We start from the raw sequence: 14,419 nt of genomic DNA on the forward strand, positions 1-14,419 counted from the left end.
TGCTTCCAGTGTTCAAAAACCCAAGATCCTGCATAAGGTCTTGGGTTTTTAATTGCGGTTTGATTAGTTGGTTACACGAGCTCGTTCAATCTGTTGTTTTTGTTGCTTTGGCTGACGAAGCTCTATTTGCTTATCAATAACATTTTTCAGGGCGATGAGAAAGCCCACACCGATAAATGCGCCAGGAGGTAACAAGGCGAGTAAGAACTGACTATCAAATTGGAATACCTGAATGCGAAGTGCTGCTGCCCATGGTCCCAATAACAAATCAGCGCCGTCAAATAAAGTCCCGTTACCGATAAGCTCTCGCATGGCTCCAAGTATTACCAATACTGATGTCATTCCAAGCCCCATCCAAAGACCATCAAGGGCAGCGGGCAGTACCGCATTTTTGGAAGCGAACGCTTCCGCTCGTCCAATGATAATGCAGTTAGTAACGATAAGTGGGATAAAAATACCCAGCGAAAGATACAGTCCATAAGCGTACGCGTTCATTAATAACTGCACACATGTCACTAACGCCGCAATGATCATAACAAAAACAGGGATGCGGACTTCTTTTGGCACATAGTCTCTGATAACAGAAATTGTTACGTTTGAACCCACTAGCACCGCCAATGTCGCAAGACCAAGACCTAATGCATTGGTCACTGTTGATGACACTGCAAGAAGAGGGCACAGGCCAAGTAGTTGGACTAGGGCTGGGTTATTATTCCATAAACCATTTTTTAACAGTTCTTTAGACGTTGTCACTCTTCACCTCCACAGTTTAGTGGCTGGTTTAATATCTCATTACGATGGGTGTTCACGTAGCTTACGGTATTCTTGACCGCTTTCACAACAGCGCGAGGCGTGATGGTCGCGCCTGTAAATGAATCAAATTGACCGCCATCTTTGCGTACAGCCCATTGTGATTCATTTTCATCGGTCACTTGTTTGCCGGTAAAACCAAGTACCCAATCGGTAATCCTTAGGTCAATTTTATCACCAAGTCCAGGAGTCTCTTGGTGAGCTAAAACACGTGTACCGAGGATAGTGCCTTCAATATCCATGCCTACGATGATCTTAATGGCGCCATTGTAGCCATCAGGTGCGACAGATTCGATAGCCATGGCTTGCGGCTGATTATTTATCGTCGCAATATAGACTGGTTGTGGCTGTGATGTCCCAAGGGCAGGGTCACTTACCAAAGTACACGAAGCAGACAGTTCATTGTCATGCAGTTCGTGGGGGATAACTTCGTTTAGCGTTGCTTGAAGCTGCGCTCGTTCTTGGCGAACGATCTGATCTTTAGTCAGATATTGCGTAACAGCGACTACCCCTGTTGATGCACAGGCAAAGATAGCCAAGGTTAAGCCATTTTTTCTAATTGCATTCAACATGGTGATTAATGTCCATAAGTTCGTGGTTTAGTGTAATAGTCTATGAGCGGAACGCACATATTCGCTAGCAGAACAGCGAAGGCGACACCGTCAGGGAAGCCACCCCAAGTACGGATTACGAAGATCATCACACCGATGAACGCACCAAATATTAATCGTCCTTTCACCGTTGTTGAGGCTGATACTGGATCAGTAGCAATAAAGAATGCCCCTAACATGGTTGCGCCAGACAACAGATGTAAGATTGGTGATGCCGTTGCGCCTGGTGTAAACAGCATGAACAGACCGCTAATCACGGTTAACGAGGCAAGAATTGCAACAGGAATGTGCCATTGAATGATTCGTAGCTTAAGTAAGATAAGCCCACCAGCTAAATAGGCGAGATTTACCGACTCCCAACCAATACCAGCTAAACCACTAAAGATAGGCTGCTGAACAACCTCTGCAATGGTATTGCCATTTTTAATACCCGTTTTGAAGGCATCAAGCGGCGTTGCCATGGTTATACCATCAATACCGGTGCGAATTTGCTGTAATGAATATCCATCGGTATTAAAGCCAGAGAAAATCAGCGACAACGCGTCGGAAAACGTCACAGGTTCACTGGAAAGCGAGTGAGGAGTGATCCAACTGGTCATTTCAACTGGGAAGGAAATTAATAAGACAACATAAGCGACCATCGCGGGGTTGAATGGGTTTTGTCCTAAACCGCCATATAAATGTTTAGCAATAATGATGGCGAAAACCAAGCCAATGACTAAGACCCACCAAGGAGAAAGTGGCGGTATGGCAATGGCTAATAACCAAGCGGTGACCAGCACACTGTAGTCGCGAAGGGCCGAAAGTGGAGAGCGCTTGCGAAACAGCATGACGATCGCTTCTAGCAGCAAACCAACAACAATCGCTAAACACAGTTGGATAGCGGTACCCCAGCCAAAAAAGTAGGTTTGCGCGGCCAGACCTGGCAGTGCACAAAGTGCCACACCCTTCATAAGGTCTGGCGTGCGTTTACGATTGTGAGCATGTGGAGAGCTAGCAATAAAGAAAGACACTAGTTGTTCTCCTTGTTGTTCTGTTCGTTTTCAATTTTTCTCGCTTTAGCGCGTGCAATTGCTGCTGCAACCGCCGCTTTTTTGGGATCTTCTACCACAGGCGTCTCCGCGTCCTGAGTGTCAGTAGCTGCTTGCTTACGTGCTTTAGCTCGTGCAATGGCAGCGGCGACAGCAGCTTTCTTCGGGTCGTCTTCAGAAGGCGTCTCTACGTCCGGAGTGTCAGTAGATGGTTCAGCGGCTGCTTGCTTGCGTGCTTTAGCTCGTGCAATGGCAGCGGCGACCGCAGCTTTCTTCGGGTCGTCTTCAGAAGGCGTCTCTACGTCCGGAGTGTCTGTAGATGGTTCAGCGGCTGCTTGCTTGCGTGCTTTAGCTCGGGCAATGGCAGCGGCGACCGCGGCTTTCTTCGGGTCGTCTTCAGAAGGCGTCTTTACGTCCGGAGTGTCAGTAGATGGTTCAGCGGCTGCGTGCTTACGTGCTTTAGCTCGGGCAATGGCAGCGGCGACCGCAGCTTTCTTCGGGTCGTCTTCAGAAGGGACATCTACGTCCTGAGTGTCAGTTACTGTATCAACCGTTTCCTGCTTACGTGCTTTAGCCCGGGCAATGGCAGCGGCGACAGCAGCTTTCTTCGGATCACGTTCAGCGGGTGCATCGCTATCTTGGGAGCCGGCTTCTGAGATTGCTTGCTTTTTGGCTTTGGCTCGAGCAATTGCTGCTGCAACCGCGTCTTGTTTCGATGGTTGAGAGCTTTCAACAGACGCGGATTCCGTTGACGGTTGTTGCGCCGCTTTTTTCGCTTTTGCTCTCGCTAAAGCGGCAGCAATGGCCGCTTTTTTAGGATCTTGCTCAACAGAAACGTTAGGCTCTATTGGCGTAGTGTTGCCAGTCAGTCGGTTTGCTTTGCGCTCTCTCGCTAGGCGCTTACGTTCTTCACGTAACTTAGCCATTTCAGAATTGTCTGGTTCCGCTTGGCCTTGTTGTGCGGCTTCGGCTTGTTTGGCCTTGGCACGAGCAATAGCGGCAGCGACTGCTGGTTTGACTTCGTTGGAAGCTGCGGCGGATTTTTGAGCTTTAACGCGTTCTATAGCAGCAGCAATAGCATCGTCACCGCCAGATGATTTCATTTGCTGACGGCGGTCGTCCGCTGCTTTCTTAAAGCGGTTTTCACGCTCTGCCTTGTCTCGCTCAAGACGTGCTTTCTTTTCTTCGAATCTAACTTTAGCGCGTTCGGCTGCTTCAGATTCTTGCTTGCGGGTGCGAATCTCTGCTTTTGCTTGACGATAATAATGGACCAGTGGAATCTCACTTGGGCACACGAACGCACAAGCGCCACATTCTATGCAGTCCTTAAGATTGAGTTCTTCGCATTTATCGTATTCTTGAGATTTTGCGTACCATTGCAGCTGTTGAGGCAACAACGAAGCTGGGCAAGCTTCTGCACATTGACTGCAACGAATGCACGACATTTCGTACGAACGAGGATCAATCTCACGATAAGTTGGCGCCAAGATACAGTTGGAAGTTTTGGTAATTGGCACATTTGCGTGCGGCAAAGTAAAGCCCATCATCGGGCCGCCCATGATCAGACGTGGGGACTTTTTATCGGCCTTATAACCAAATTGGTCCAATAAAGATTGCACAGGTGTGCCAATCAAGGCCCAAACATTACAAGGTTGTTTAAATGTGTTCCCAGTCAAGGTCACAACACGCTCTATCAGAGGCTCACCATCGCATACTGCACGTTTTATCGCGTAAGCAGAACCCACGTTTTGTACCATCAAACCGATATCAGCAGGAATGCCACCAACAGGGACTTCTAAGTTTGTAAGTATTTTGATGAGCTGCTTTTCACCGCCCGATGGATATTTGGTAGGAATGACACGAATGACGATGTCTTCATCTTTCGCAGCCAGCTCCAGTGCTTTGATCGCATCAGGTTTGTTGTCTTCAATACCAATGATGGTCAATTTTGGCTTGAGAATATGGTTGAGGATCTTGATGCCTTCAATGACTTCCTGTGCCTTATCTTGCATCAGACGGTCATCTGCGGTGATGTAGGGTTCACACTCCGCGGCATTGAGGATAAGAATCTCAGTACGTTGTAAGCCAGACTGAATTTTCTTGGCGGTCGGAAATCCTGCGCCGCCCATACCAGAAATACCCGCTAATCGAACTCGCTCGATTAGAGATTCTGGTGTCTCATCGAGATAGTTGACACAAGGGTTGAGCTCGAACCATTCATCGTGTTGATCGGCCTCGATGACGATACATAGATCGCTAAGACCCGATGGATGAGCAATAGTTCGCGGCTCTATGGCCGTGACTGTTCCTGATGTTGGCGCATGAATCGGCAACATGAAGGCGGCATTGACTTGGCTCATAGGTTGTCCCTTAAGGACTCGTTCACCCACTGTGACTAGAATATCACCAGGCTTACCAATGTGTTGTTTGAGTGGAATGATCAACTCGTTTGGAATGCTTGCTTTGACGATAGCACTTTGGTTTGATTGTTTCTTATTGTCTTGCGGGTGCACGCCACCTGGAAAATCCCAGAGAGAACCAGATTTGATTTGTTCAATAAGTGATAACATGACGCTCCCTACTCACCGCTAGCTTGTGTTTGAGTTTCGGAAATATTGACGACTGGAATAGCGTCTAGCTGCCATTTCCAAGTATCAGCGGTTGTTTTTACAGGAATCATTTCAATACAGTCAGTAGGGCATGGTGCAACGCATAGGTCACAACCAGTGCATTCGTCTTTAATAACAGTATGCAGTGCTTTTGTTCCGCCAACGATGGCGTCTACTGGGCAGGCTTGGATGCACTTAGTACAACCAATGCACATGTCCTCATGAATAAAAGCCACTTTCTTTATTGATTTCTCAGCATCATGGGCGGAGTCTTCGACCTCAACACCCATTAGGTCAGCGAGCTTCTCGATAGTTGGTTGCCCACCGGGAGGGCACTTGTTTATTGCGTCACCGTTGGCGATAGCTTCCGCATAAGGGCGACAGCCTGGATAGCCGCATTGTCCGCACTGCGTTTGCGGCAGAATACCGTCGATTTGGTCAACAATTGGGTCCGCTTCTACTTTGAATTTAATCGAAGCAAACCCAAGAACGGCCCCAAAAATGGCCGCTAAAAGAACAAGAGCAATAATTGCGATAAGAATTGTCGTCATTACAGTTTCACCAAACCAGTGAACCCCATAAACGCAAGAGACATCAGCCCCGCGGTGATCATGGCTATAGAGGCTCCTTTAAAGGGAGCTGGCACGTCAGCAGCGGTAATACGTTCACGCATTGAAGCAAATAGAATAAGAACTAAAGAAAAACCAACTGCGGCCCCGAAACCGTAGATGATGGATTCAATAAAGTTATGGTTTTCGTTAATGTTTAGCAACGCTACGCCTAACACGGCGCAATTCGTGGTGATCAAAGGTAGGAATATACCTAGCAAACGATAAAGTGTTGGGCTGGTTTTATGAACCACCATCTCGGTGAACTGCACCACCACGGCAATAACCAAGATAAAACTCATGGTTCGCAAGTATTGAATACCCAAAGGTACCAAGACGTAGCTTTCTACCAAGTAAGCGCATACCGATGCGAGTGTCAGCACGAAGGTCGTCGCTAACCCCATGCCTATTGCGGTCTCGAGTTTTTTTGACACGCCCATGAAGGGACATAACCCAAGGAATTTTACCAGTACGAAATTGTTGACGAGGACTGTTCCCACCAACAATAAGAAATATTCGGTCATAATAATAAGTGTAAAGAGCTCCGATCCCGTTATTATCCTGCTTTGCGTAATGAATAACAACCAGTGAAACATAAGGTTTTGTTTGTTTATACGAAAAGTATAGGTATTAAGTCTAAAACTAGGAAAGGGAAGTGTTGGCTCTCCAGCGAGGGTTGTACGAGAGCGGCGAACTCAGCAACATAAAACTCGGTACGAGTTTCGTCGCATTGAAATGCAAAAAGCCGCGTCTTTCGACACGGCTTTTTTAGAATTTGGCTCCCCCTGCGGGACTCGAACCTGCGACATACGGATTAACAGTCCGCCGTTCTACCAACTGAACTAAGGGGGAAATGCTTTAAGCGCCGCGAATTTTAGCTATCCCATCTATCAGAGTCAACGATTTTCTTCAAAAAAAAGCAGAAAAATAACTTTACTTTTCTGCATGCCTTTCTGGATATAAGGTCTTTTTACTTATCCACCAAATTTGTGGATAAATGTGTTAATTACACGGTATCAAATACATCGCCAATACAATGATCGTTATCATGGGTGTGAATAAGTTTTGGCTTTGTTTTCTAAACTAATGATTAATAACAGATAAAATGTAAGTGTGAATTTAATGTCAGAATTGAGATTGATGTGAATAACGTGTTTTCGCCGTAGGATTGGGGAAAAGTAGTGGATTAATTAACGACAATTTTGTGGCGATGATGCCGAGCAGGACGAAGACTATATCAAAAAGTTAGCCTGATAGCGAGCTTTCGGTTGCAAATTACCTCCGCTAGAGTTGAAATATGAGGTTCGTTAATAAGGGAGTCGCAATATGGCAAAACACTTCGAATTGGTTTCGGATTATCAACCATCAGGAGACCAACCTATGGCCATCGCGCAACTGGTCGATGGGCTGGATTCTGGTCTAGCACACCAAACATTGTTGGGTGTGACGGGGTCAGGTAAGACGTTTACGCTTGCGAATGTGATTGCGCAATCTCAGCGACCGGCAATTCTGCTCGCCCCAAACAAAACGCTCGCGGCACAACTTTATGGTGAAATGAAAGGTTTTTTCCCAAATAACGCGGTCGAGTACTTTGTCTCTTATTATGACTACTACCAACCAGAAGCATATGTTCCTACCACTGACACTTTTATTGAGAAAGACGCGTCAGTCAACGCACATATTGAACAAATGCGCTTATCGGCGACCAAAGCATTACTAGAGAGAAAAGACGCCATAATAGTTGCTTCGGTATCTGCCATTTATGGTTTGGGTGACCCTGATTCTTATCTAAAAATGATGTTGCACGTGACTCGAGGTGCGGTTATCGACCAGCGAGATATTTTACTACGCTTAGCTGAACTGCAATATTCTCGCAATGATGTTGCTTTTGAACGTGGTCAATTTCGAGTTCGAGGAGAGGTCATTGACATTTTCCCGGCAGAATCTGATCAAGAAGCAGTTCGGTTAGAAATGTTTGATGATGAAATCGACTGCATCAGCCTTTTTGATCCACTTACCGGCGTGATTACAGAACGAGATATCGCTCGCTATACAATCTACCCTAAGACGCACTATGTAACGCCTAGAGAACGTATCTTAGATGCGATTGAACATATCAAAGTGGAGTTAGTAGCACGCCAAACTTATCTCAAAGATAACAATAAATTACTTGAAGAACAGCGCATTTCTCAACGTACTCAATTTGATATCGAGATGATGAATGAGCTCGGTTTCTGTTCTGGCATTGAAAACTATTCACGTTATCTCAGTGGTAGAAGTGAAGGTGAGCCGCCTCCGACATTGTTTGATTATCTTCCTGCAGACGGCTTATTGATTATTGATGAGTCCCACGTCACTGTGCCTCAGATCGGTGCAATGTATAAAGGTGATCGCTCAAGAAAAGAAACGCTGGTGGAGTATGGATTCCGTTTACCTTCAGCACTGGATAATCGTCCTTTAAAGTTTGACGAATTTGAGATGATCGCGCCACAAACCATTTTTGTCTCTGCGACGCCAAGTGCTTATGAATTGGAAAAGTCGGGTGGCGATGTGGCTGACCAAGTTGTTCGCCCAACGGGTTTGTTGGACCCAGAAATAGAAGTGCGTCCGGTAGCGACTCAAGTTGATGATCTGTTATCGGAAGTGCGCGCACGTTCAGCGATTGATGAGCGAGTGTTGGTAACGACATTAACCAAACGTATGGCAGAAGACCTCACCGAATACTTGAGTGAACACGGCGTAAAAGTACGTTACTTACACTCTGACATTGATACTGTTGAACGAACTGAAATCATCCGCGACTTGAGATTGGGCGAGTTTGATGTGTTAGTGGGTATTAACTTACTACGAGAAGGTTTGGATATGCCGGAGGTATCACTGGTCGCCATATTAGATGCTGACAAAGAAGGCTTCTTGCGTTCAGAGCGTTCGCTCATCCAGACCATAGGTCGTGCTGCACGTAACTTAAAGGGTAAAGCGATACTGTATGGGGACCGTATTACCAACTCCATGAAAAAGGCCATTGATGAAACCAATCGTCGTCGCGAGAAGCAGCATGCTTATAACGTTGAAAACGGTATGGTGCCGATGGCCTTGAAACGTAATATCAAAGATATTATGGAAATTGGCAGTGTGGCGAAAGGTGGTAAGCCGAAGAAAGGGAAGCAGGTACCTTTGTCGAAAGTGGCTGAGCCTTCCCAAGCTTATGTAGCGTTATCACCTCAAGATCTCGAGAAACAGATTCTAAAACTTGAAGCAGAGATGTATCACCATGCTCAGAACTTAGAATTTGAACAAGCTGCAGAAAAACGTGATGAAATTGAAAAGCTTAGACAACATTTTATCGCTAATAGTTAACAGTGATGACGGAGTTTGATAGCCTGCTGTGAACATAAACAGCAAAAATATAATGGTCTTTATTAGGTAAATATTGCAAAATGCGAATATGCTTATAAGAGCCAAATAATAAACAACAGTTAGCTAGGTTTTATGCAACAACTAATCGACGAGCCAAAGTCTCGCTATTTACTTATGGTAGAAGACACGGCCTCCGTTGCTGCGCTGTATCGCTCATATCTATCCCCACTGGGTATAGATATTAATATCGTTGGAAACGGTAGAGATGCAATTCAAAGTTTAGCGCACCGGACGCCTGACCTTATTTTACTGGATTTACGACTTCCCGACATGACGGGGATGGATGTATTGGACGCAGTAAAAGATTTCAACCCGGACGTACCGGTCATCTTTATGACTGCTCATGGTTCTATCGATATTGCGGTAGATGCGATGCAACATGGCGCTCAGGACTTCTTGATCAAACCGTGCGAAGCCGATCGACTTCGTGTGACGGTAACAAATGCCATTCGAAAAGCTTCGAAGCTTCGCAATGAAACCAACGATTCCAATAGCCAAAACTACCAAGGGTTTATCGGTAGTAGCCAACCGATGCAGGCGGTGTATCGCACTATCGACTCTGCGGCCTCCAGCAAAGCCAGTATCTTTATCACCGGAGAAAGTGGGACGGGTAAAGAGGTATGTGCAGAGGCAATTCACGCGGCGAGCAAACGTGGTGATAAGCCATTTATTGCGATTAACTGTGCTGCAATACCAAAAGATCTCATCGAAAGTGAGTTATTTGGTCACGTCAAAGGTGCCTTTACGGGAGCGGCGAGCGATCGTCAAGGCGCTGCGGAACTTGCCGATGGCGGTACACTATTTCTCGACGAATTGTGTGAGATGGATTTGGACCTGCAGACCAAGCTATTACGTTTTATTCAAACGGGTACTTTCCAAAAGGTAGGGTCTTCCCGTATGAAAAAGGTTGATGTACGGTTTGTGTGTGCAACCAACCGTGACCCTTGGAAAGAAGTTCGAGAAGGTCGATTTAGAGAAGATTTGTACTATCGGTTGTACGTCATTCCACTCCACCTACCACCGCTGCGTGACCGCGAAGAGGACGTGATTGAAATTGCCTATTCCCTGTTAGGCTTTATGTCACATGAAGAAGGGAAGAGTTTTGTCCGTTTTGCTCAAGATGTGATTGATCGCTTTATTCAATATGAGTGGCCGGGTAATGTTCGCCAACTGCAGAATGTGTTGCGCAACGTAGTGGTGTTAAATCAGGGAAAAGAAATTGAATTGAGCATGTTGCCACCTCCATTGAATGAACCCGTGGTAAAGCCAACCGCTATCGCTAACGTGATATCAGTGTCGTTTGGCCCGCAAGATATTCAACCGTTGTGGAAAACGGAAAAGATCACTATCGAGCAAGCCATCAAAGCGTGCGATGGAAATATTCCGCAAGCGGCAAAATATTTGGACGTTAGTCCCTCGACACTTTACCGCAAAATACAAGCATGGAACGCAAGTGAGAATAAAGCATGAAATTCATGAATCGAGACAAATTAGAGCAGCTCACTCGTGAGATTGGTCAAGATAATATTCCGACTCTTTTGGGCATTTTCACTGGAGAGCTAGTGACTTATCAGACTCAGTTAAGTAAGGGTGATCTCGCTGAAAAAATGACATACATGAAAGAAATCTGTCATGCACTAAAGAGTAGCGCCGCCAGTTTCGGTGCAGAGTCACTTTGCGAGTTTGCTATTGATATCGACGCTCAGGTCAAAGGTGGTAAGCTGCAAGAGGATCAATCAAAAGTAGACCGTATGCTTGAGAATTTGTCTGAGACGCACACTTGTTATCTCGAATTTTTAGAGTCCATCAAGTAACTGCGCTGTAAAACAAGGGGTCCATTTGGAGCCCTTGTTTTAAGATTCATAGTTAAAGCAACGATTCGATAGCGTGTTTGAGTTTTACCCGATCGTGACGCCAATCTCTATTCGGTGAAGCAAGAGGAAGAGTGACGCAATTCCATTGATTGCAAATCTCAGAGTGTGCTTCTTCTCCCAAAATAACGTCCAGTTTTCTGCCCTGAAGGGCTCGTTCACACCACAACAGCTTTTGTTCCAATGTCATTCGACCTGCGGGACCATATTCAGGCGATAAGTTTTCCACAAATACGACTTTGGCAGTTTGATTTTGACAGATCGCTTGGCTTAAATCAGCGAGCAGTAATGGTGGCATAATACTGGTTAAGAAGCTACCTGGCCCAAGAATAATACAATCAGCTTGGGTGATTGCCTCTATGGCCTCTTTGGTGGCTGGCACGATTGGGTCAAGGTCGAGCCTTTGTAAATCCTGTTCCATCTCATCAACTGAGGTTTCGCCGGTAACCCATTTGCCGTCGACTGAAAGTGCTGTCAGGTCGGATGGATGCTCCGACATTGGGATGATGTTGACATCAACCGCGAGCAGTTTGCGAATTAGATGAATAGCTTCAAGGGGACGAACGGAGAGGTTATCCAACGCAGTCAGCATTAAGTTGCCAAGGTTATGACCGTTGAGATCGCCAGAGCCTTTGAAGCGATACTCAAACATCATTGAGCCTATTGATGGGTCAGTAATAAGCTGATTGATACAGTTGCGAGTATCACCCCACGCGATGCCGCCCTGACATTCACGAATTCGACCAGTGGACCCTCCATTGTCTGTGGTTGCTACAATTCCAGTGGCATTACCGCCAAATTCTTTTAAAGCCGCTAGCATACGACCTAGCCCGTGACCACCACCAATGGCCACAACTTTCTTTGATGAATATATGCTCATCTTATACTTCTTTGGAGTTATCTGAACTTTGTAACATAGGGTAAATTGTCCATTTTGGATACTCAACTATAGTAAAATTGACGAATAAGTAAGGTTTTTTGACATGAAAGCTGGAAAACCATACCGTTATTGAGTATTTTACTCAAAAGCTGTTATCAACTCATTATGTGGTAACTGCCATAACTCCGAGCTCTACACGCTAAGTCGAAATAAAGATAAGCTTCTAGAGCCAGTGACAAATTGTCACAAGGGCATGATTGGAAATGATTATGCCTCCCGTGTTTGGAAAGGTGTTCCGTGGCGCAACAATTCGAAGATAAATTTAATCGCAAGTTTTATTACTTGCGTCTTTCAGTTACAGATGTATGTAACTTCAAGTGTACATATTGCCTCCCTGATGGCTACCAACCGCCTGGTCATAAACGACCTGCCTTTTTGACGCTTCCAGAAATCAAACGCGTTGTGACGGCGTTTGCGGATTGCGGTACGTCCAAAGTACGTATCACTGGTGGTGAGCCAAGTTTGCGCAAAGATTTCCCTCAGATCATTGAAACGGTGGCGAATACTCGTGGTATTACTAAAGTCGCAACGACGACCAATGGTTATCGAATGACGAAGCAAGTGGATACGTGGCGTCAAGCTGGCCTTACTAATATCAATGTGAGTGTAGATAGCCTCGATCCAAGAATGTTCCACCAAATTACCGGTGAGAACAAATTTACCGAAGTCATGTCTGGTATCGATCGAGCATTTGAAATCGGTTATGAGCAGGTCAAAGTCAATGTGGTATTGATGAAAGACCTCAATGCCAAAGAGTTACCCGCCTTTCTTAACTGGATCAAAGATCGTCCAATCCAACTGCGTTTCATCGAGTTGATGCAAACGGGAGAAATGGACGAGCTGTTCAACAAACATCATGTATCTGGCACTGATATTCGTAACCAACTGATTGCTAACGGTTGGATCTTAAAAGCGCGTAGTCAAAATGATGGCCCCGCTCAAGTGTTTGTTCATGCAGACTACAAGGGCGAGATTGGCCTCATTATGCCATATGAGAAAAACTTCTGTGAAAGTTGCAACCGACTTCGCGTTTCAGCAATGGGCAAGCTGCATCTTTGTCTGTTCGGTGACCACGGTGTAGAGTTGCGCGACTTACTTCAAGAAGACGCTCAAGAAAGCGCGTTGATCGAACGAATTCAAGCACAATTGCAGACCAAATCAGTCAGTCATTTCCTGCATGACGGCAATTCAGGTATGACGCCGCATTTGGCATCTATCGGCGGCTAACAGACCGCAAAAAAATACGTAAAAATTTTATAGGGTGAATAATCATGGGTCACGCAGAAAGTAAATTCGTGCCTGCGAACATCGCAGTGCTAACCGTATCTGACACACGTACTGAAGAAAATGACACGTCTGGTCGCTTCTTAGTAGAAAACCTACAAGAAGCAGGTCACACACTAGCGGATAAGCAAATCGTGATTGACGATATCTACCAAATCCGTGCGGTCGTATCGAAATGGATCGCAGACGAGAGTGTGCAAGCGGTAATGATCACTGGTGGTACAGGCTTTACTTCTCGTGATAGCACACCTGAAGCACTTGTTCCGTTATTCGATAAGCAAGTAGAAGGTTTTGGTGAGCTATTCCGTGCCGTTTCTTACGAGGAAATTGGTACTTCTACAATCCAATCTCGCGCAATCGCTGGTTTTGCAAACCACACGGTTATTTTTGCGATGCCAGGTTCGACTGGTGCATGTCGTACTGGCTGGACTAAAATCATCAAGCAGCAACTTGATGCTAGCCACCGCCCATGTAACTTCATGCCTCATCTAAGCAAGTAATCATCTAGGGAAAGTCATGTCCGAATTTACCCATATTAACGCTTCTGGCGAAGCAAACATGGTCGATGTGTCGGCTAAAGCAGAGACGGTACGTGAAGCAAGAGCCGAAGCTTTTGTTCACATGGCACCAGAAACACTGCAGATGATTACGTCGGGTAATCACCACAAAGGTGATGTATTTGCTACTGCTCGTATTGCAGGCATTCAAGCGGCAAAGAAAACATGGGACCTTATTCCTTTGTGCCATCCGTTGTTACTGTCTAAAGTGGAAGTACAACTGGAAGCGATGGAAGCGGAAAATAAAGTACGCATCGAGTCTGTTTGTAAGCTAGCGGGTAAAACTGGCGTAGAAATGGAAGCACTGACGGCGGCGTCTGTAGCAGCGTTAACCATTTACGATATGTGTAAAGCGGTCCAAAAAGACATGGTTATTGAAAACGTTCGCTTACTTGAAAAAACGGGCGGAAAATCAGGACACTTCAAGGTGGAATCATGATTAAAGTACTTTTCTTTGCACAAACGCGTGAATTGATTGGTCAAGACAGTATTGAGCTTGCCGCTGAATTTGCCACTATTGAAGATATTCGCGCTCATCTGGCAGCGCAGCAAGGTAAATGGGAACTTGCACTTGAGAGTGGCAAGTTACTCGCTGCGCTTAATCAAAATATCGTCGCTATGGGTGAAAAAGTTCAAGACGGCGATGAAGTGGCTTTCTTTCCGCCAGTAACGGGAGGTTAA

The 14,419-nt window shown here is 45.7% G+C and carries 14 protein-coding genes, 1 tRNA gene and 1 riboswitch; of the genes, 7 read left to right on the forward strand and 8 right to left on the reverse strand.

Annotated elements, in window-relative coordinates; translation table 11 throughout:
- Positions 1 to 63 precede the first annotated feature (63 nt).
- The 7 genes from VTH8203_RS11090 to VTH8203_RS11120 all read right to left on the reverse strand — a co-directional run bounded on the left by VTH8203_RS11090 (position 64) and on the right by VTH8203_RS11120 (position 6,521).
- Positions 64 to 753 (reverse strand): electron transport complex subunit E, encoded by a 690-nt coding sequence (locus VTH8203_RS11090; RefSeq protein WP_096993739.1) that lies wholly within the window; start codon positions 751 to 753, stop codon positions 64 to 66.
- The gene (rsxG, locus tag VTH8203_RS11095; RefSeq protein WP_096993740.1) at positions 750 to 1,382 is read right to left on the reverse strand and encodes an electron transport complex subunit RsxG; all 633 of its coding nucleotides are present in this window, start codon (positions 1,380 to 1,382) and stop codon (positions 750 to 752) included. Before rsxG ends, VTH8203_RS11090 begins: the two co-directional genes overlap by 4 nt.
- Before the next feature lie 5 nt (positions 1,383 to 1,387).
- On the reverse strand, positions 1,388 to 2,434 hold the full coding sequence (gene rsxD, locus VTH8203_RS11100) for an electron transport complex subunit RsxD (protein WP_096993741.1): 1,047 nt from the start codon (positions 2,432 to 2,434) through the stop codon (positions 1,388 to 1,390).
- Positions 2,434 to 5,022 (reverse strand): electron transport complex subunit RsxC, encoded by a 2,589-nt coding sequence (gene rsxC / locus VTH8203_RS11105; protein WP_096993742.1) that lies wholly within the window; start codon positions 5,020 to 5,022, stop codon positions 2,434 to 2,436. The genes rsxD and rsxC overlap by 1 nt, the downstream gene beginning before the upstream one ends.
- Before the next feature lie 8 nt (positions 5,023 to 5,030).
- On the reverse strand, positions 5,031 to 5,612 hold the full coding sequence (rsxB, locus tag VTH8203_RS11110) for an electron transport complex subunit RsxB (protein ID WP_096993743.1): 582 nt from the start codon (positions 5,610 to 5,612) through the stop codon (positions 5,031 to 5,033).
- Positions 5,612 to 6,193: an electron transport complex subunit RsxA gene (rsxA, locus tag VTH8203_RS11115; protein ID WP_096993744.1), complete on the reverse strand. Its 582-nt coding sequence runs from the start codon at positions 6,191 to 6,193 to the stop codon at positions 5,612 to 5,614. Before rsxA ends, rsxB begins: the two co-directional genes overlap by 1 nt.
- A gap of 252 nt (positions 6,194 to 6,445) precedes the next feature.
- Positions 6,446 to 6,521, reverse strand: a tRNA-Asn gene (locus tag VTH8203_RS11120).
- Positions 6,522 to 6,995: 474 nt separating this feature from the next.
- Here VTH8203_RS11120 and uvrB point away from each other — a divergent pair.
- The 3 genes from uvrB (at position 6,996) to luxU (ending at position 10,900) form a co-directional block, all read left to right on the forward strand.
- Positions 6,996 to 9,026 carry an excinuclease ABC subunit UvrB gene (uvrB, locus tag VTH8203_RS11125; protein ID WP_096993745.1) on the forward strand — a complete coding sequence of 677 codons (2,031 nt, stop codon included), beginning with the start codon at positions 6,996 to 6,998 and terminating at the stop codon, positions 9,024 to 9,026.
- 132 nt (positions 9,027 to 9,158) lie between these two features.
- Positions 9,159 to 10,556, forward strand: coding sequence for a quorum-sensing sigma-54 dependent transcriptional regulator LuxO (luxO, locus tag VTH8203_RS11130; RefSeq protein ID WP_096993746.1), 1,398 nt, complete (start codon positions 9,159 to 9,161; stop codon positions 10,554 to 10,556).
- Entirely contained in the window at positions 10,553 to 10,900 is a 348-nt protein-coding gene (gene luxU, locus VTH8203_RS11135) for a quorum-sensing phosphorelay protein LuxU (RefSeq protein WP_096993747.1), read from the forward strand. Before luxO ends, luxU begins: the two co-directional genes overlap by 4 nt.
- Before the next feature lie 52 nt (positions 10,901 to 10,952).
- Here luxU and yvcK read toward each other — a convergent pair whose 3' ends face one another.
- Positions 10,953 to 11,837, reverse strand: coding sequence for a uridine diphosphate-N-acetylglucosamine-binding protein YvcK (gene yvcK / locus VTH8203_RS11140; protein WP_096993748.1), 885 nt, complete (start codon positions 11,835 to 11,837; stop codon positions 10,953 to 10,955).
- Between the two features lie 171 nt (positions 11,838 to 12,008).
- Positions 12,009 to 12,146, forward strand: a riboswitch (molybdenum cofactor riboswitch).
- Between yvcK and moaA the strand changes: the two genes are divergently transcribed.
- The 4 genes from moaA (at position 12,135) to moaD (ending at position 14,419) form a co-directional block, all read left to right on the forward strand.
- Complete coding sequence (gene moaA / locus VTH8203_RS11145; RefSeq protein WP_096993749.1) at positions 12,135 to 13,124, forward strand: GTP 3',8-cyclase MoaA; 990 nt, start codon at positions 12,135 to 12,137, stop codon at positions 13,122 to 13,124. Its footprint overlaps the riboswitch before it by 12 nt.
- A 44-nt stretch (positions 13,125 to 13,168) precedes the next feature.
- On the forward strand, positions 13,169 to 13,681 hold the full coding sequence (gene moaB / locus VTH8203_RS11150) for a molybdenum cofactor biosynthesis protein B (RefSeq protein ID WP_006072950.1): 513 nt from the start codon (positions 13,169 to 13,171) through the stop codon (positions 13,679 to 13,681).
- Positions 13,682 to 13,697: 16 nt separating this feature from the next.
- On the forward strand, positions 13,698 to 14,177 hold the full coding sequence (gene moaC / locus VTH8203_RS11155; RefSeq protein WP_096993750.1) for a cyclic pyranopterin monophosphate synthase MoaC: 480 nt from the start codon (positions 13,698 to 13,700) through the stop codon (positions 14,175 to 14,177).
- Positions 14,174 to 14,419, forward strand: a complete 246-nt coding sequence (moaD, locus tag VTH8203_RS11160; RefSeq protein ID WP_096993751.1) for a molybdopterin synthase sulfur carrier subunit — start codon at positions 14,174 to 14,176, stop codon at positions 14,417 to 14,419. Before moaC ends, moaD begins: the two co-directional genes overlap by 4 nt.

The organism is Vibrio thalassae (assembly GCF_900089835.1).
In the GTDB taxonomy this organism is placed as follows: Bacteria; Pseudomonadota; Gammaproteobacteria; order Enterobacterales; family Vibrionaceae; genus Vibrio; species Vibrio thalassae.

Bases quoted from the DNA above. Each gene is read 5' to 3' on its own strand.
- rsxG (WP_096993740.1), bottom strand. From the start codon at position 1,382: ATGTTGAATGCAATTAGAAAAAATGGCTTAACCTTGGCTATCTTTGCC.
- rsxC (WP_096993742.1), bottom strand. From the start codon at position 5,022: ATGTTATCACTTATTGAACAAATCAAATCTGGTTCTCTCTGGGATTTT.
- rsxB (WP_096993743.1), bottom strand. From the start codon at position 5,612: ATGACGACAATTCTTATCGCAATTATTGCTCTTGTTCTTTTAGCGGCC.
- rsxA (WP_096993744.1), bottom strand. From the start codon at position 6,193: ATGACCGAATATTTCTTATTGTTGGTGGGAACAGTCCTCGTCAACAAT.
- uvrB (WP_096993745.1), top strand. From the start codon at position 6,996: ATGGCAAAACACTTCGAATTGGTTTCGGATTATCAACCATCAGGAGAC.
- luxO (WP_096993746.1), top strand. From the start codon at position 9,159: ATGCAACAACTAATCGACGAGCCAAAGTCTCGCTATTTACTTATGGTA.
- luxU (WP_096993747.1), top strand. From the start codon at position 10,553: ATGAAATTCATGAATCGAGACAAATTAGAGCAGCTCACTCGTGAGATT.
- yvcK (WP_096993748.1), bottom strand. From the start codon at position 11,837: ATGAGCATATATTCATCAAAGAAAGTTGTGGCCATTGGTGGTGGTCAC.
- moaB (WP_006072950.1), top strand. From the start codon at position 13,169: ATGGGTCACGCAGAAAGTAAATTCGTGCCTGCGAACATCGCAGTGCTA.
- moaC (WP_096993750.1), top strand. From the start codon at position 13,698: ATGTCCGAATTTACCCATATTAACGCTTCTGGCGAAGCAAACATGGTC.
- moaD (WP_096993751.1), top strand. From the start codon at position 14,174: ATGATTAAAGTACTTTTCTTTGCACAAACGCGTGAATTGATTGGTCAA.